This window comes from Caballeronia sp. LZ008 (assembly GCF_031451435.1).
GTDB lineage: Bacteria > Pseudomonadota > Gammaproteobacteria > Burkholderiales > Burkholderiaceae > Caballeronia > Caballeronia zhejiangensis.
Genome location: NZ_JARUXK010000005.1, coordinates 79,126 through 96,699, shown reverse-complemented (window position 1 = coordinate 96,699; position 17,574 = coordinate 79,126). Strand labels below are relative to the sequence as shown.

The following is a 17,574-nucleotide window of genomic DNA, read 5'->3' as shown; positions in this document are numbered from 1 at the left end:
CCGCCCCCTTTATGGAGCCGTTATTGTGCGGGAAAGCGACGACTTGGTCCAGCGCCTCTCGCGGCCAAGCGGCCAAGCAATCGTCGATTAAATGAATTGTTCCTTTGGGATGAGGATGCGTTCAACTTCTTTGGGCTCAAACTTCGTCAGCCCACCCGCATAGGTGCGGCCGCTCTCGACTTTAACGTTCTCACGAAGCCACGCGCCCAGGCGATCCAGAGTTTTATCATCAAGCGCCTGGCGCGGATAGACGCCATGCGCGATGTTGATATGCCGCGCCCCACATAAATTTCTCACGAAGGCCGGCGCGCGCCGGGCCATGTAGGTACAGATAATCGGCGCGGGCTCTTTCAGGCCCACAGCCCACCAGGCGCGACGATGCTGCGCGATATAGGATTGATCGGCGCCATGTTGCTTCGCCCATTTCAGAAAACGGCGGACGGCCTTCAATTCTTCAGGATCGTCGAGCTCGTCGAGATCGGCCGGCAGGTCGATGACTTTGCGCAGGGCGGACGCATCCTTCAAAACCTCGCCAGCATTGAGCAGATCCTTTGCCTTGGTGATCGTCGCTTTCAGCACAGACGCGGGCATTCCCGATACGTTTTGCCCCGCTATCCAGACGGCATTTCCACCTGTCACCTGGCCGCGATGCACACGACACAGTTCGCCCAGCTCGATATAGCCGGCTGGCACCGCAGCGCTCGGCCGGATGATCGTCGACCAGCGTTTCGATTGGGACACGACGTCCCACGGCATTTCGTTTCCTGCAGAAAGGCAGTTCAGGCTCGAAAGCGTTTCGACCTCACGCACCTTCAGCGTTTCCGGTCGGCGGCCGACATTGAAGCAGGCAATAGCGCCCGTCGTCGTAGCGTCGGAGAACGGCATCGCTTTCGGATTAAGAATATGCAGGCCGACGCCGCCCAACTCTTTTGCCAGAAGCGATCGAAGGGCTGAACCGTAGTTCACGTCGAGCCATTCAGACGACGTAATGAACGCGCCCACGTCGCCATCCTTCGCCAGCTGCAACGTTCTGACGAAGAAATGAATGTGCAGGCCGGCCAGCTTGCTCGCCTTGACTCCAAATTCTGCAGCGGCATCCCCGAACCAGTCTTTCCAAGCCGTGCCGATATTGTGGTGTCGCACATAGGGCGGATTTCCGATAAACAGACTTTGCCCTTTGACGGCCGGAAGCAACGCCTGCCGATAGTCGTCGACGATGACGGTCGACCGCTTCTCCAGGCCACGCACCGCCAAATTTGCGCGCAGCATAAGCGCCGCCAGCGGGTCCATCTCGATCCCGATCAGCTTCGCTTTCTTAAACCGTTCGCCGGCCTCCAAGAGGAAGCGGCCGCTGCCAGCTCCTGGATCGACGATCCGAGCGGGCGAAGACGTCGACGCCGCCCAATTAACCATCGATTGGATAATGGACAAAGGCGTGTACGTTGCACCCTGGCTGCGGCGTTCTTCAGGCGATCGAATTCCGGAGAACGCATCGCCGAGAGGATCTTCGCCGTCCTCAATCCGGGCGCGGACGGACGCGATCAGCTGCGCGTCGACGACCCGTTTCGCCACACGCTTTAGGAGCGCGGCTTCGTCTTTGGACAGCATCGTTGCGGAGCCGATCAGCGCGGCGGAGATCGCGACCAGGTCCTGCTCCGTTCTAATTTCTTTCATCTTTTCGCTGCCGTTTGTATTGCTCCCACAGCTCAACAAATAAATCCTTGAGAAGAACGCCCCGATGGGACGCCTCCGTTTTCACCTCGCGCGCCATCGCTTGCGGCAGGCGAAACCCGACAATTTGGGTGTCTTCCGGCTTTACGCGGTTGCGACGGGCTGGCTTTTTTGATGAGGTATTCATGGTCCAGGATTTTGTCGACTAGTCGACAGCTTGTCAACTTTTCGATGCGGGAGGACCGATCAGATTGTAGTGGCAAGGCCCCTTGCTGCCGCTGCATCATCCCCGTCCACTTGAAAATCCGGATTTGGCTGCTGCACGAGTCGCCAAAGGGGCAAGGCTTCACTTTGGTAGTCTTCCGGGATGCAGAGCGCGAAGGCGGCGGGATCGGCCGCGACATCGAGCGCGATAGGGCGTCTATCCTTGACCGTCATTTCTGCATAAGCTGAGGTCACCAGAGAGCTCAGATGGCCGATTATCTCGAAGTGCTGCCCTTCATGGGTCGTCTCCGGCCGTGCCGTGATGATGACGCCAAGCAGCTTTCCATCTTCGACGATGGCCTCACTGGTGTCAGGCCACTTCCCTGACCGCATCAGCCTAAAAGCGATCTCTTGCTCGGCAGAATCGACAATCTCTTTGCCGGCGCAAAATAATTTGGCGCTGCGGATGATGAACCGCGCCCGGCCACGTTTGTCGACCGCATGCGCCTCCGCAGGATCAGCGAGCAATTCAATTTTTAGTTCCGGCAAGGTTGCGATCACCACATCCCCGATCGAGGACATCTCATTCCTTGCCATAGCGTTCGGGAAGGTAATGATGAGGTCATCGTCTTCTTCCTGGGAAGACTGCCGCGACAATAGGCACCAACTGCGCCAGCTTGAGAAAAAGACGGCAAACTTCAACGACGCCCCGTTCATGTCCGCGTATCGATCCAACTGGTCGACATAGTCGCGTTTTAACGAGAACGGCCGCTCGATACCGTCGCCGTGACAGTTCTTGACCTCGACCAGTAGCTGGCTCCGATCCCGAAGCACTAGCCGGTAATCAGGGATCTTCACTTCCCCGTCAGCAACGAAGATATCGCCGGCATCCTCTGCTTTCACCATCAGACACCGCCCGAGCGCGCCCGCTACGTGCGCGAATAGAGCTTCGATACGCTTCCCGTGCAGCATGTTGAGGTTGGCTTGGGAAGCTTTGAGTGACTTCTCGACCGCATTGATGAAGTGGTGATAATGAGCCTCGCTGCCTAGGCGATATCCTGCTTCACGGCCGATGGCGGTGAAAAGATTAAGAGGTTCAAACTTTCCGGGGTCTCTCGCGATACGCTTCATCTTCAACCTCTAACTTATCGGCTTGTGCGTTCTATGGCCATCGTGGCAAATTGAGCGGTCACACTCCAGATCCATTTTTCGAGAGCCATACCGTATCGGCGCGACTTTTTGTCAGCGTGCAAACCGTCCTGTCGCAATGTTCCAAGCCTTCACATCGTCGTCGTCAATCCAGCTCGCCGCGAGTTCGCATGCGGCTCGTGCCGCGGCGGCAACGGCATCGCCTTGAATCGCCACCTCAAAGCTGCTCTCGCTAATCTCGGCAGCGATAACGCCCTCGCGCGGACGGGAAAACGAGATCCCCGTCTCGACCAGCAACTTGATTAGATCGTCGCGGGAGTTCAGCGGATCGAACTCATCGAGGTTCACCGGAACGACCCGGTCCGCATCGGAAAACGCGGCCAGTCCCGCGCGCAAGTTAAGTTCTTTGTCCGTCATGGTGTTTTCCTGTATTCCGACGCGGGACGCGCCGGAAAGCGATTAAATTTCGTCAGAGACGCGTGCAGCAATGGATGCGCGTCTCATTGCCCCGTCTTATGCGCGGCGACGCCGGCATAGTAGCGAGCCACTTCTTCGACCACGCGCTGCTTTTCGGCGTGGACATAGAGCGTCGTCGTTTGCAGCGAGGCATGCCCCAAGACCTTCTGCACGACGTCGACCGGGACATCATCGGCAACCGAATGGGACGCGAAAGTGTGTCGTAGGGCGTGCGCGTTTGCCTGTCCGAGCTGCCGCCGCTCATCGAGGCTCAAGTTGTCCATCGTCTCAACCAGTTCGGTGACCGTTCGACTAATCAGCCGGTTCAGTCCATCCGCGGTGTAGCCCGCCTCATTCCCGTATTGCCGATCACCCCCCTGCCCGGTTCGATGGCGCCGGCGTGACGCCTGCGTCCAGGGAATGATAATCGGCGCCAGCAACGGCCCGCTCTGAGTGCCTTCTTCGGCCGCGCCGTCGAAATCTTGAGCCCAGCCGTCTTTAGCCCGGTCCGCCCAGTGAGCGCGCAACGCCGCGAGCGTCGCCGCACTGACCGGCACCGTGCGCTCCCGCTGCCCTTTCCCAACGATCGTCAGCTCCCATACCGGTCGCTCGAGCGTCCCGTACGATGACGGACGCAGATGTTCGCGCCGGGCGCTCGCCGCTTCTTCGCGACGCAGGCCCGAATCGCCCATCAACAGAATCGCCGCCCGCACGGCGCGCCACTGCACGCCGGACGCTGATTCGCGGCTCTGCACGCCCCCCGCTTCGGCCGACCGCGCATCGAGTTCTCCGCGGACCTTGCGCCACAGCTCAGCCGGTAAGGCGCGCTCGATCTTGATCGCCCGCTCCCGCTTGATCACCACCGGATCGTTGACGGCCTTCCATGGATTGCCGGCGAGATAGCGCACATCGACCCACCACGCGAACGCCGAACGGAGCGCCCGGACCGCGTAGCGCTGGGAATCGGGTGACAGCTCGGCCGAGCCGCTCGCAGTGGAGGCAAACGGTCGCCAGCGCGGCGAGTGCCGCGCGAAGCGTTCCCCGACGAAGCGCGCATCGGGGTTTTTGAGGAAGTCCTTGTACGCCTCACAGTCGTCGATCCGCAAATCACTGAGCGCCTTGCCCCTCAGCACGACTGCCCACAACAGGAAGCGCTCGAGCTCCTTGGTGTACGCCCGCAGCGTTTTGGGTTGATCGCGATAGCGATTCAAATACGCCCGCACCGCATCAAGGTCGTGGTTCGCATGGATATAACAAAAGGCGGCCGAGCGATTTTCGCCGCGGGCGTCGGACAGCGCGTACGGCACGGCGAGCCGCTCGAGCGGCGCCAGCGTCAGTCGATTTTCAGAACTCAGGCCCCCGCTTGAACCGCTGCTCGGGCCGCTTTCTGTCACCTTCGTCGCCGGCCTGACCTCGACCAGTTCGGCCGCGACCAGCGGCACGCCCGCTTGCTCGACGGAGTCGACGTCCGCTTCGACCGTCAATTGAAGCGTGCCCTGCTGCTTTCGTAACCAGCTGACGATCGCGCGGGCCCGGCCCGGTCCGATGCGCGGAATCGAGCGCCACCAGCTGCCGCCGCGCCGGGCAGAACGCGACCAAGTCGCCGAGCGTGGCCAGCCCCTCGCCTTTCAGCCGGCGCGCTACACGCGGACGCAGCCAGGCGCCGATCGGATGATCGGCCTGCGGCGGCAGGGCCGCCAACTGCGCGGCGTCGGTCACCATGCGGAACGTCACCGCGGTGAGCAGCGGCCGCCCGTGCTGCCGGATCGACGCGCAAAGGTGATCGGCGAGCGCGGTCGAGCCGTGCGCCAGCGCGAGCGTCACCAGCGCGTCGAGCATCGCGGTGAGATGCCGCTCCATCGCGCCGGGCGTCGCCGCGTGCGCATCCTCGTCGGGATCGTAGTAGGTGCGAGCAATCACCGCCGGCGGAATGCGCTGCACGTAGGCGCGCAGCGCCGTGAAATCCTTGGTCGTGTAGCGCCGCTCGAGGGTGAGGGTCTCGGTGAGCTTTTCCGGGGGCGAGGAGGCGCGCTCAGGCATCGCCACCCTCCTCACCAGGCTCCTCGCGACTGGCTCTTCCTTCGTTGATTGACGGCGGCGCCGGTGCACGCAGCCGCGGCAAGCCGAGCTGGGCGAGCGCCTCGCTCGCCTGCCCCATGAATACCTCGGGCCAGGTCGCGCAGAGAAACTCGAAAGCCGGCCGCGCCTCGCGCAGCAGCTCCGCCAGACGCGCGTTTTCCGCGGCGTACGCGCTGACCTCGAAATGGGTCGTCGGTCGTGCGCCGTACATCACCCGCTGCACCAATTTCACCGCGCCATCGTCCGCGATGGAGTCGAGCACCGGCAGGAAGCGCGGCGCCGCGCTGAGTGCGGCGCCATAGGTTTCCGCGAGCGCGATCACCACCGCCAGCTCGAGGCGGGACGGTCTCACCGGCAAAAGCGGTACCGCATCGCCGTGCGCGGTCAGCCACACGGCGGCCGCACGGCGCCTGAGCCTGATCGCCGCGTCAACGGCCAGCACCACGCGCGCAACCGCGGCGGTCGGCGCCTCATTGGGCCACCGGCTCGAATCATCGTGATCGTAATAACGCTGCTGACGACGATCGGACGCGCGGCGCCGGCCGAGCCGGTCCTGATCGTCGAAATCGTCGTCACCCGCCGCAAAGTCTTGCTCCACGGGCCCCTGCCCTCTCTCAGGTAAATCGGAAACGGCCCATTCTACGCCGGAAACGCCATCCCGATAATAGACATTAACAGGCTTGGCATTTTCAATAGTTATTATTAATCGTCGAGAGTCCGTCCAATGCAAGGACAAGTTGGCGCGCGCAGTTAAGGAGAAAGATTTGTCGCGCTCGTTCAGCGTGGCACATCGCTTGCCAGGAGACAAAAAAGCCTCAAGGTGCGACTACTCATGGTGGAGATGCCATGAAACCCAAGATATGAATCCATGCCTTTGCACGCTTGTGGTTGGCTTAGCGGTGCGGTTTACGCGGTAGGAACTGGAACGACCGGCGAGGCAAGCGCAAGCGAAGGCACGCCGGTCGACGCGGGACAGGTGAGCGGACGTGTCAGCGGTCAAGAATCGGCCGTGGAATGCAGCCTCGCACGCCGGGCGGCGGCTGGCGGCTCAGCGGGTAGCGCTCGCGCCACCAGCAGAAATCGTCTGGCGGCAGTCAGGCAGTCACGCCGGGCGACGCCACCCGAAGCGGCGCGGGCAAACAAGCACCGCCCGCAACGGAATAGCAGGTCTTCGATGCTGAGAAGCGTCGGTTCCCGCTCGCAGAAGCCGGGCGCGAACGTGATGCTGAATGGCACGTGTGTCGATACCGTCCGTGAGGTAGCAAAAATTTGCGCGGGAAAACCTCTGAGCGAAGGGGCCGCGCGCCCGCGCCGTTCCGGCACCGATAATGACGTTGACGCAGCGGGAACCCGAGATATTGAGGGCTCTAGCAGGCTGCGGAAGTACCGCTGAAACGCGTCATCGCGCAGCGTTCGTGAAGCGTTGATAGAAGGAGCCCAGTTACCCGATGAAGATTATGCGCGGCGCCGACACATTCACCGAGAGTCTGTTTTCCATGCGCAAGCTGGACGACTTCATTCCGCCGTCACATCCGCTGCGTGCGATTCGCGTCATGGCGAACGAAGCACTCGCGAAGATGGATCGGCTGTTCGCCGGCATGTACGAAGCCGACATAAAGGGCGGGCGGCCGAGCATCGCGCCGGAGAAGCTGTTGCGGGCGATGCTGATCCAGGTGCTCTACAGCATCCGCTCGGAGCGGCAATTGATGGAGCAGGTGCAATACAACCTCCTGTTTCGTTGGTTCATCGGCCTGGCAATGGATGACATGGTGTGGGTGCCCACGGTCTTCACGAAGAACCGCGAGCGGTTGATCAAGCACGACGCCGTGATCGAATTCTTCAACGAAGTGGTGGCCATCGCTCAGAAGAAGGATCTGCTTTCGGGCGAGCACTTCAGCGTAGACGGCACGCTGATCCAGGCGTGGGCGGGACACAAGAGCTTCGTTCGCAAGGACGATGACGATCAGGATGACGAAGGCAGCAGCGCGGGCGACTTTAAAGGTAGGAAGCGCAGCAACGAGACGCATCAGTCCAGTACCGATCCTGATGCGCGGCTCTACCGGAAAGGCAAGACGGGCAGCGAATTGCGATACATGGGCCATACGCTGACCGATAACCGGCACGGTCTGGTGGTCAACGCGCGCGTGACACGCGCTGACGGGCATGCTGAGCGTGAAGCGGCCAAGATCATGATCAACGACGCGCGGCAAGCACTACAGGATGCGGGCGCAGAGATCACGTTGGGCGCGGACAAGGGTTACGACGCACGGGAATTCATCGAGGCCTGCCACGAGATGAAGGTCACACCGCACGTAGCGCAAAACACCTCGGGGCGGCGTTCGGCGGTGGCCGATACGATTGCCTCGAGCGCGGGCTACGCCATTTCCCAGCAAAAGCGAAAGCTGATCGAACAAGGCTTTGGATGGGCGAAGACCGTGGGACGTATGCGCCAGGCAATGGTGCGCGGGTTAAAGAAGGTGGATCAGATGTTCGTGTTGAACATGGCCGCATACAACCTCGTGCGCCTGCGATCCTTGGCACAAGTCCGTCCGTAGTGACGGAAAACGCGGAAATGAGGCCAGGAATTGGCCTCAAAACGCTTGAAGGGACGTTGAATTCGCATTGAATCTGCACAAAGCGAAAAATCTTGCGACGAGAGTCGCGTAATTGGAGCGTGGCCTCTTTAACTCGGGTGTACTTCAGCAGCCTGCTAGGTCGGCCACTTTCGTGAACCATCCGGACCTTCAGTTGGAGAGCGGTTGGCCAGCTCGGCTGCGGAGCGGTTCGCGTCAATATAGAGCTGACCTGCACATCGCCCCGCGATTGCGCCGCGAACGATACGCCTGGATCATCATGTATCGGCATTCGGTTCAGTTCGTGTCGGCAGCAACACACCGCTTGCGACGATAACTCTCGATTTCCGGGAAAGCTATAGACCACCCCGAAGAAATGTAGTGAGGTTCGTCGGTGATCCTTGCGCTTTTGCCGAACCTCATCGAGACCACGATCAATCTCATCGTGCGAACCGTCGGTCGGCGCCAGCTTGCCAGCGCGCTCTGAGAGGAGGGGCAAGTAAGCAGCGGCGAGATTTTCAGCTCTTCTTCGAAGGCATCTTCAATTCCGCTGGTTGCTTGCGCCGTGCTGTGAAGCCAGCAATTAGTTTAGTTCAGGTGCAAAGCAACGCACCCAAGGACAGAACCAATCCGCCCGGTCAGCCTTTCGTGACGCCTACATTGCGAGAGGCGAATCACGCGAGGTCTGTTGAAAGCCCGGCCAACGTTATATGTGTCGCTTTCGACCGCGAGGCCTGCTTGCGCTCTGCCAGGCAAATGCGCTGCATTCGAGTAAGGGGCGGCCATATGGTCTCCCGAGCTACCGCTTTTTGACGATAATGCTGATCTGGCCATTGCGCTCGAGAATGGCGGCCTCGACATCGTGCAAGTCGGGGGCGTGCAAGTCTTGGCGTACGGTCTCGAAGACGTCGGTCGGCGTGGTCAGGCCCGCGGACAACTGCGCCTGATCAAAATGGCCATTGCGATACACGATTCTCGTCCCGCCAACGAGAAATGACTCGAGCCTTGGGTAGCGCACGCACAGCCACCCTAGCACGCGGTGAATCAGGACGATAACCAGGGAAGCGACAAGCGTCGGGATCGCCGGCGAAGCACCGACTATCGCCCGGCTTAGTGTGGCGCCGAGCAGGATGGCGACGACATAATCAAACGGTGAGCGTTGTCCGAACGAGCGGCGGCCGGAAATTCGAATAAGAATGAGCGCAGCAAAAAATACGGCAAGCGCTCGGGCACCCATTTGCCACGGATAAAGGTCCTTTCCTTCTCCAAATACTGCGACGAGTGCATCCATTTTTTCTCCTTGTGACCGCACCCCGATGATGCCGGTTCAAGGCCGGCCGCGCGTGCTTCTAGAGTGAATCGAAGCACTGCGGCCTATCGCACGTGGCAGAGAATGCTTGCCTCTGTGCGGGTTCGACGGCGCCCGTCTGATGCAGTATTGCCGAGCAGACGCGAGAAGTCGGGCCGCACCGGCTTGTCGAGCAGCGCTGCCGATTCAGCCGCCTGGAACTTCGACCGGCAATGAACGCTTATGTTGTGTCGCCGTGTAAAATCGGTTTATCGTAGTCAAAATGTCGTCGCTCACCTCCTTTCCTTCGAGAAAGTCGTCGATATTTTCATAGCTGATGCCATAGCTGTCCTCGTCCGGTCGCTGGGGCGTGAGTGACTCGAGATCGGCCGTGGGCACCTTCATCACAAGTCGTTCATCCGCGCCCATGGATCGGGCCAGCGCTCGCACTCGCCGCTTTGTGAGCCCGGAAAGAGGCAGGACGTCGGCACCGCCATCGCCGAACTTCGTGAAAAAGCCCATTAGCGATTCCGCGGCGTGATCAGTACCGATCACGACACCGCGCCTTGCGCCGGCGATCGCATATTGCGCAATCATTCGCTGGCGCGCCTTAATGTTACCCAGAACGAAGTCTTCGTCGAAATGGTCGGCATATTGGGCGCCGCCCTCTTCCAATGCCAACAGCATTTCATCCGATGGCTGTTTGACATTGACGGCCAGCGTCTCGTCCGGGCCGATGAATTCCAAAGCGAGCCGCGCGTCTTGTTCGTCCCGCTGAACCCCGTATGGCAGTCTCACTGCCACAAAACGCGCTTCATAGCCGCGGGCGCGAAGCCGCTCGACGCTCAGCTGCGCCAGGCGACCCGCTGTGGACGAGTCCACACCACCGCTGATGCCGAGCACGTAAGTTCGTAGCCCTTGGGAACTCAGATAATCGGACAGGAACGCGATACGTTTCTCGCGTTCATGGTCAAAATCGAAGTCCCTGCTCACCCCAAGCGTCTGGATGACATGGGCCTGCCACTGCCGCCAATCCTTCTGCGTCTGCTGCATCGTAGCCTCCGCGTTCAAAGTTCAGCTTATCGTCGATTTCTCGAAGTAGTGCGCGATGCGCGATAGGGCATAGCGCGCCGCAGCGCTCCGAATCTCATTACGCTCGCCCTCAAATTTTTTCGTCTCGCTGAAAGTCGTGACCTGATCGCCGCCACGCTTGTAGGACCACGCAAAGCACTGCGTGCCTGCAGGCGGACCGCCATCTGGAGGTGAGTCGGCGACACCTGCGTATTTCGGCGAACGTGACCGCCGATTTCGGGAACGTGACCGATTCGGCAAGGTCGGGCGTTGCGCGGTTTCGATTGTAGATTTCCTCGCTAGTTTTGGTCGAGTTCTGGTTCGAGCCCGCTGGGTTGCGGAGATGGTTTTCTGAGAGATTCGCCCGTCAGTTTGATGCGGTGATGACGCTGCATAAGGCGATCTAGCATTGCGTCGGCGATCGTCTCGTCGCCTATCCAGCCATGCCAGTGTTCGATTGGTAGCTGGCTGGTCACGATCGTGGCTTTGCCGGCAGATCGGTCGTCAATCATCTCGAGCAAATCGTTTCGGACCATCGCATCGAGCGGAGCCATTCCCCAATCGTCCAGCAGAAGAACATCAACGCGAGCAACCTGCAGCAACCATTTGGTGAAGCCGCCGTTGCCGTGGAGGACGCGCAGTTCCTCGCCGAGGCGCGGCACACGTAGGTACAACGCGGAGTGCCCGCGTCGGCAGGCATACTGCGCGAGGGCGCAAGCGAGCCATGATTTACCGGCGCCGGTTGGGCCGCTAATGAGCAGGCTGTATCCCGATTCGACCCAGTCGCCGAGAGCGAGGCTCGTGAGCGAACGCGGGTCCACGCCTCGACCAGCGCGAGTGTCGAGATCTTCGATGGCGGCCTGGGGATACTTCAGGCGCGCTTGCTTGAGCAGTCGGGTGCGGCGACGATCATCGCGCCAACTTGCTTCCCGGTCGACCAGCAAAGACAGGCGTTCCTCGAAGCTCAGAGCCGCCGTGCCGGGCTGCGTCAGTTGCTCTTCCAATCCGTCAGCGAACCCATCCAGCTTCAGGGTGCGTAGTTGCGTCAAGGTTTGTTGCATCATCATGGCGGGTTCTCCTTATTGGTAGTAGCTGGGGCCGCGCACATGCGCGTGACTTGGACTGACCCATTCGACAGGCGTGGTCGCTGCCGCGCGGTCGCGGTTGTTGATGAGGATGTCGCGCACGTGGCGGTACCGATGTACACCCAATTCGAGCGCCAACGCGCACGCCGCCTCGAGACGGTCGCGACCATAGCGACGTGAGAGCGAGAGCAAGCCAAGGCATGCCCGATAGCCGTGCTCGGGATGGCGCTGTTCCTGCAGAAGCCGCGCGACGAGCGCGCCGGTGGCGCCGCCAATCTGCTGACCCCAGTGGATAAGCCGCTGCGGAGTCCATTCGAGATGGGCGCGGTGTGCCGCCGGCATGTGCTCGACGACGGTGGTGTAGCCTCCTACGCGATCATTGCGAGCATGGCTGGCCACACGGCGACCGCGATGCAACAACTCGACAGCACCCGCTGTGATGCGCGCATCGAGCTTGAGTCCCACAAGCGCGTGGGGAACGCTGTAGCGATGTTTATCGATCTCGATGTGGTAGTCGATGCCGACCGTTACTGCCTTGAACCGCGCGAGCTCATACGGCTGCACCGGCAGTGGCTGTAGGGCCGGCGCGTCTAATTCGGTGAACGCGCTGGCGCGGCATCCAGGCAGCTTCTGAAACGGGCGCTCGTTCAAGTTCTTCAGTAGCGGGCGGATCGCGTCGTCCACCGACTGGACCGACTCGAACTGGCGATGACGCAGGCGCGCCATGATCCAACGTTCGACCACCTGAACCGCCACTTCAACCTTCGGCTTATCCTGGGGGCGATAAACGCGTGCAGGCAGAAATGAGGTGCCGTAGTGACGCGCGAAGTCCAGCACGGTGTCGCCGGCGCGAGGCTCATAGCGATCGGGGTCGGCGATCATCGCGCGCGGGTTGTCCGGCTTCTGTGCCCGCTGGCGTTATGTGGCCCTTCTTTTTAAAGTAGCGACCGTGGGCCGTTTTGTTGCCTCACTGGCAACATAACGAGTCGTCGTGGCATGTTGATCTTCCCACTTTCCTTGGGAGATTGTCATGCTCGAGAACTACTATGTTCGTCCCGCAAGCGTTGATCGCATCCGGGCTTCGTGGGTCGCTCCAGCGATCGAGCAGTACGTCAACTGGATGGCAGAGCACGGCTACACACCCCGCAGCGTGCTGCATCGCGTTCCGGTTCTGGTCGAATTCGGCGAGTTCGCTAAGACGCACGGCGCGAACGAATTCGTGCAACTAAGCGACCACGTCGAACCGTTTGTGCAAGCCTGGATTCGCCGACGAGGGCGTGGACGGAGCGCCTCCAGAAGAAGCAGGTTGGCCCATGAGATACGCAATCCCGTTTGCCAGATGCTGCAACTGGCAATTGACGGTTACGTTGGTCCGGGTCGCCCGCATAAGCCAGAGAATCCGTTCGAGCGGCAGGCGCCGGAGTTCCTCGCTTACCTTGTCGAGGAGAAGGGCCTCCGGCCGCGTACGATTTACCAGTACCGCTTTCACCTTCGACAGTTCGCAACCTACCTCGATCGCAACGGCATCGGTCTACGCGCTGTGTCTCCGACCGTGATCAGCGGCTTCATCACCGAGTATGGTCCACGGGTCGCCTGGACCACGCTTCGCAATGCCTGTGGAACACTGCGAGTCTTTCTGCGATACCTGTATCGTGAAGGAGTCGTCTCCAGAGACCTGAGTTCGCTGGTCGAGTTTCCCCAATCGTATCGATACGCAGGCATTCCCCGATCGATCGCCTGGGATCAGGTTGAGCGCATCCTGGCGAGCGTTGATCGACGTTCGCCCTGTGGTAAGCGCGACTACGCGATGCTGTTGCTGCTCGCGACATACGGGCTGCGGGCCTGTGAAGTTGCTGCACTCACCCTGGACGATGTTGACTGGCGCAACGAGCGTTTCAGAATCCGCGACCGCAAGGCCGGCAATACGACCACTTACCCGCTGTCGGCGGTAGCCGGAGCGGCAATCGTCGACTACCTCAAGAATGGGCGGCCGGCGACAACGCATCGTGAAGTGTTCATGCGCATGACGGCACCGCTCGCTCCGATCCAGTCCGCGGCTGTGGTGTCGCGGGCTGCTTACTTCATCCGCAAGGCCGGTGTCAGCGTTCCACGGACTGGCTCCCACGTACTGCGCCACAGTTGCGTCCAGCACTTGCTCAACGCCCATTTTTCACTTAAGCATATTGGAGACTATATCGGGCACCGAAACATTTCGTCCACCCAGATTTACGGCAAGGTCGCGATCGAGGAACTTCGCAGTGTCGCACAGGGCGACGGGGAGGATGTGCTATGAGACCCCACACATCTTTCCAGAGTTTTCTTGGCCCGGATATTGAGCAGTTCATCGTTCACAAACGTTCGTTGGGAAGGCGTTATGATGTTGAACAGAAGACGCTCGTTCTGCTCGACGCCTACCTTCTACAGAAGCGCATTGGTCGCCTCTCCGAAGTGACTCCGCCCCTGGTGGATGAGTTCCTGCTCTCGCGTCCACGATCGCGCCCGAGGAGCTATAACCACCTGCGTTGCACGATAGGCCGGTTCTTCTCGTATCTCGTCGATCGCGGCAGTCTCGCCGCGACACCCTTGCAGTCACCACCGCGTCGATCGAGATATGACCGGGCGCCGTATATCTTTGATACGGCAGACGCCAGGAGGCTGTTCGCTCTGGCCAAGGCGCTTCCCGACAACGGAAGCACCATTGAACGGGGTAGTACCTACTTCGTTCTTTTTGCTGTTCTATATGGGCTCGGATTGCGCGTTGGAGAAGCCTGCCGACTGCGTATCAAGGATGTTGACCGTGAGCGGCAGCTGCTAATCATTCGGGAAACGAAGTTTTATAAGAGCCGGCTCGTTCCCTTCGGTCCCAAGCTCGAAGCGTTGCTCAACGAGCATGTGCGGCGACGTCAGATGGACGACGCGCGCGCAGTCTCGGATGAGGCGCCGCTGTTTAGCCTGCGTGGAGGACGGCCCGTCAGTCCCGGCACCGTAAGTCAGACCTTTCATGCTCTGGTTCCAAAGCTGCATCTGGACATTGCACCGGGTGTTCCGAATCCGCATCTCCATGATCTACGCCACGCCTTCGCTGTTGGCGTGCTGACCCGCTGGTACCGCGACGGCCTTGATCCACAGGCGAATCTTCTTGCGCTTTCAACCTTCATGGGCCATGCCGATGTGAGCTCCACCTCGGTGTATCTGTCAACGACACCTGCACTGCTCGAGCAGGCCAACCGTCGTTACGAGGCATTCGCGGCAGCGACCCTCCAGGAGGTCATCTCATCATGACACCATCTCTCGGCCTATTGGTACAGTCGTTCTTTACGGATCATCTTCCAGTGCAGAAGGGGTTGCGCCAAGGTTCGATCCGAAGCTATCGTGACACCGTCCGCCTGTTCCTGTGCTTTGTATCCGAGCAACGCGGCGGTTCTATCGCATCTCTGACCCTCGATGACCTGGGCTTCGAGCAAGTCCTTGCATTTCTGAAGTACCTGGAGCAGCAGCGTGGCAATTCTGTGCGTACCCGCAACCAGAGACGCGCGGCGTTGAATACCTTCTTCTCATACCTCGCCCTGCGAGTGTTGCCTTTCGCCGTAAAGGGGCCGGGTGTTTTCGGCGTAATGGCGCCAGCGAAAGGCGCCTGATTCGGGGCTCGAACGGGGATCAAGAATCCTTGTTTTTACCTCCTTTCGCAAGTGCTGATTTGTTGCTCTCGGGCATCGGGCGTGGAACACGGTAGCTCTCACCGTCGAGCACGACGCGGTACGCGGCATGTCGCAGACGATCAAGCGTTGCAGCGCCGAGCATTTTGTTTGTCGCGAACGCATCACCCCATTCCGTAAAATCAAGATTGCTGGTTAGCACGGTGGATGTACGTTCGTACCGTTCGGCGATCAGATCGTGGAAATCTTCATCTTCGGGCGTACGCATGGGTTTCAGCCCGAAATCGTCAATGATGAGCAGCGGTACCTTGGCAAGCGCCTGGAAGCGCCGGTCGTAGGAGCCGACGGCTTGCGCGTTGCGTAGCGCGCCGAGAAGCCGGGTCTGAGTCATGAACAGGACATCGTGACCTTGCCGGGCGGCGGAGTGGCCCAGTGCCTGCGCCAGATGGCTTTTACCCGTTCCACACGGACCGGCGATCAGCACGCTGACCTTCTCATCGATGAAGCGGCAGGTCGCCAGATCATGGACGACGGCGCGATTAAGGTTGGGCAGCCGGTCGAAGTCGAAACCTTCCAGTGTCTTCTGGCCACGGAAGTTCGCGCGGCGCATGCGGGCGTCGAGCTTTCGATGATCGCGCCGTGCGATCTCGTCCTGGATGAGCAACGTCAGGAAATCGGTATAGGCGAGCTTTCGGTCGATGGCTTCACGGTTGCGCGCTTCGAGCGTGTCGAGGATGCCGGACAGTCGCAATTGCTTAAGGGAAGACGTGAGTTCGGGAATTGGATTCATGTTCAATGGATAAGCAGAGTCTGGGTATCGCGGCAGAAGCGGCCGCCGTGGGTGTAGGTACTCGCGCCCGATTCAATGGGCTCGGTCGACAGCCACGACTGATCAAGGCCTTTCTGCAGGATCAGCTTGACGGCTTTGTAGCTTGGGGTACCGAAGTGATTCGCTCGACGGCAGGCCGCCTCCAGGCGGGACGCGCCGAACTGCTGAGCGAAGCGCAGCACGCCCTGTACGGCGCGCAGCTTGATGAGAACCTGATCGCCGAAGAGCGCGTGAACAAGCGCGTAGCAGGACGGTCCGATACGTTGCGCTTCTCTCAGGCACCATTGGGTGTCGTGCAGTTGCCAGGCCTGTGCTGCTGGCGGCATGTGATCGGCCACCGTGCTACGCGTTCCTGGCGCAGTCTGGCGGACATGCGATGCTGACAGTTCGTGCTCGTAGTAAACCTGCACCATGGTGGCGGTTGCCTTGAGCCACAGCTCTTTACCGGCAAGCCGGAACGGCACGGAATAGTAGGCGCGCTCGAATTGCACATGGGCGTCGCGATGGACCTTCACGCGCGCCCAGGTTGCCAGCTCGGGCGGCACATCGGGAAGCGGCTGCAACAGCGCCCGTTCAACGTCTTCGAAACGCTTGAGCGGCACCTCGCGCGTCGTGCCATGCGTCCGGGTGCTGGCCTCTTGCATCACCCAGGCTTGCGCTTGCCGGTTGGCGTCGTCAAGATCACGAAATTCGCGAAGAGGAAGGAAGCTCGACTTCACGTATTTGACGCCCGATTCGACAATTCCCTTTTTAGCCGGGTCCCTCGGCGGACACGGATCGATCTTGAACGAATACCCTTCGGCGCATTGCGCATAGGCCCGCTGGACTTCGGGTTCGTAGATACAGGCCTTGACGATGGCACACTTGGGGTTATCGATGGTGACGCGTCCCACTACGCCATTGAACCATTCGAAGGCGTGACGATGACATAGCAACCATGTGTCGACGCTCTGGTCGCGGACAAACTCGACGTATTGATGCCGCGACCAGCACAAGGTCATCACGAAGAACCACGTCTTGTGGACGTCGCCCGTGTGCGCGTCCGTGATGGTCGGACCTGCGCCGAAATCAACCTGCGCGGCTTCTGCAGGTTTGAACTCCAGCCGCATCGGTACATCCGGCGTAAGCTCCGCCTTCAATTGCTGAAGTAGCCTGTAGACGGATGAGTAGCTTCCCTCGTAGCCGTGGTTGCGCACCAGCGCGCTGTGAATCGTCGTGCCGGGCACGCCCGCGTCGTGCCACTGCGCAATCTGCTCGCGCCACGGCTCGGCCGACGAGATACAGCTCGCAGGCAGGAACTCCTTTCGGCTGAACGCTGAAGCAAGCTGCGCGTCATCCGGCAGAGCGTTGTCAGGAGAAAGCCACCCCCGCTCGGTTGCGATCTCCCGTACGGCTGCCAGCTTCTTACGGCCCATGATCTTCGAGCGGTCGATATCCCGGTCGGAGTCACCCTGGCGCATTCGCACCAGAACCTGTCGATATTGGTACATCTCGAACTTCCTCTTCAAGCCAC

The 17,574-nt window shown here is 60.4% G+C and carries 16 protein-coding genes and 2 pseudogenes; 4 read left to right on the top strand and 14 right to left on the bottom strand.

The genetic code is table 11. From position 1 onward, the window contains the following. Positions 1-87: 87 nt before the first annotated feature. The 7 genes and pseudogenes from QCE49_RS32205 to QCE49_RS32175 form a co-directional block, all read right to left on the bottom strand. A complete protein-coding gene (locus QCE49_RS32205; protein ID WP_309806786.1) occupies positions 88-1,674 on the bottom strand; it encodes an Eco57I restriction-modification methylase domain-containing protein in 1,587 nt (528 codons plus the stop codon). Then, positions 1,661-1,858, bottom strand: coding sequence for a hypothetical protein (locus QCE49_RS32200; protein ID WP_309789557.1), 198 nt, complete (start codon positions 1,856-1,858; stop codon positions 1,661-1,663). The genes QCE49_RS32205 and QCE49_RS32200 overlap by 14 nt, the downstream gene beginning before the upstream one ends. A 59-nt stretch (positions 1,859-1,917) precedes the next feature. Then, entirely contained in the window at positions 1,918-3,006 is a 1,089-nt protein-coding gene (locus QCE49_RS32195; RefSeq protein ID WP_309806785.1) for a hypothetical protein, read from the bottom strand. A gap of 111 nt (positions 3,007-3,117) precedes the next feature. Then, positions 3,118-3,441 (bottom strand): hypothetical protein, encoded by a 324-nt coding sequence (locus QCE49_RS32190; RefSeq protein ID WP_309806784.1) that lies wholly within the window; start codon positions 3,439-3,441, stop codon positions 3,118-3,120. Between the two features lie 83 nt (positions 3,442-3,524). Continuing rightward, positions 3,525-4,964: a tyrosine-type recombinase/integrase gene (locus QCE49_RS32185; RefSeq protein WP_309806837.1), complete on the bottom strand. Its 1,440-nt coding sequence runs from the start codon at positions 4,962-4,964 to the stop codon at positions 3,525-3,527. Between the two features lie 33 nt (positions 4,965-4,997). Further along, positions 4,998-5,202, bottom strand: a pseudogene (locus QCE49_RS32180) (phage integrase family protein); the annotation flags it as partial. Between the two features lie 310 nt (positions 5,203-5,512). Then, a complete protein-coding gene (locus QCE49_RS32175; RefSeq protein WP_309806783.1) occupies positions 5,513-6,157 on the bottom strand; it encodes a hypothetical protein in 645 nt (214 codons plus the stop codon). Positions 6,158-7,016: 859 nt separating this feature from the next. On the opposite strand from QCE49_RS32175, the gene QCE49_RS32170 reads away from it, so the two are divergent. Further along, positions 7,017-8,114, top strand: a complete 1,098-nt coding sequence (locus QCE49_RS32170) for an IS5 family transposase (protein ID WP_309806836.1) — start codon at positions 7,017-7,019, stop codon at positions 8,112-8,114. A gap of 817 nt (positions 8,115-8,931) precedes the next feature. Here QCE49_RS32170 and QCE49_RS32165 read toward each other — a convergent pair. The 5 genes and pseudogenes from QCE49_RS32165 to QCE49_RS32145 all read right to left on the bottom strand — a co-directional run. Continuing rightward, entirely contained in the window at positions 8,932-9,423 is a 492-nt protein-coding gene (locus QCE49_RS32165) for a YetF domain-containing protein (RefSeq protein ID WP_309806782.1), read from the bottom strand. Between the two features lie 204 nt (positions 9,424-9,627). Next, on the bottom strand, positions 9,628-10,473 hold the full coding sequence (gene nadE / locus QCE49_RS32160) for an ammonia-dependent NAD(+) synthetase (RefSeq protein ID WP_309806781.1): 846 nt from the start codon (positions 10,471-10,473) through the stop codon (positions 9,628-9,630). Between the two features lie 21 nt (positions 10,474-10,494). Continuing rightward, positions 10,495-10,752 (bottom strand): CinA family protein, encoded by a 258-nt coding sequence (locus QCE49_RS32155; RefSeq protein ID WP_409017621.1) that lies wholly within the window; start codon positions 10,750-10,752, stop codon positions 10,495-10,497. A gap of 38 nt (positions 10,753-10,790) precedes the next feature. Continuing rightward, positions 10,791-11,558, bottom strand: coding sequence for an IS21-like element helper ATPase IstB (gene istB / locus QCE49_RS32150; protein WP_008344574.1), 768 nt, complete (start codon positions 11,556-11,558; stop codon positions 10,791-10,793). A gap of 12 nt (positions 11,559-11,570) precedes the next feature. Then, a pseudogene (locus QCE49_RS32145) lies at positions 11,571-12,476 on the bottom strand (Mu transposase domain-containing protein); the annotation flags it as partial. Positions 12,477-12,606: 130 nt separating this feature from the next. Between QCE49_RS32145 and QCE49_RS32140 the strand changes: the two are divergent. Genes QCE49_RS32140 through QCE49_RS32130 form a run of 3 tightly spaced genes read left to right on the top strand, consistent with a single transcriptional unit; the run spans position 12,607 to position 15,214 of the window. Beyond that, positions 12,607-13,869, top strand: a complete 1,263-nt coding sequence (locus QCE49_RS32140; RefSeq protein WP_309806780.1) for a site-specific integrase — start codon at positions 12,607-12,609, stop codon at positions 13,867-13,869. Further along, positions 13,866-14,858 carry a tyrosine-type recombinase/integrase gene (locus QCE49_RS32135; RefSeq protein ID WP_309806779.1) on the top strand — a complete coding sequence of 331 codons (993 nt, stop codon included), beginning with the start codon at positions 13,866-13,868 and terminating at the stop codon, positions 14,856-14,858. The genes QCE49_RS32140 and QCE49_RS32135 overlap by 4 nt, the downstream gene beginning before the upstream one ends. Next, positions 14,855-15,214: a site-specific integrase gene (locus tag QCE49_RS32130; protein ID WP_309806778.1), complete on the top strand. Its 360-nt coding sequence runs from the start codon at positions 14,855-14,857 to the stop codon at positions 15,212-15,214. Before QCE49_RS32135 ends, QCE49_RS32130 begins: the two co-directional genes overlap by 4 nt. Before the next feature lie 19 nt (positions 15,215-15,233). Here the strand turns inward: QCE49_RS32130 and istB (QCE49_RS32125) are convergent, their stop codons facing one another. Next, entirely contained in the window at positions 15,234-16,022 is a 789-nt protein-coding gene (gene istB / locus QCE49_RS32125; RefSeq protein WP_034472196.1) for an IS21-like element helper ATPase IstB, read from the bottom strand. 2 nt (positions 16,023-16,024) lie between these two features. Beyond that, positions 16,025-17,551, bottom strand: a complete 1,527-nt coding sequence (gene istA, locus QCE49_RS32120; RefSeq protein WP_309806835.1) for an IS21 family transposase — start codon at positions 17,549-17,551, stop codon at positions 16,025-16,027. Positions 17,552-17,574: the final 23 nt, after the last annotated feature.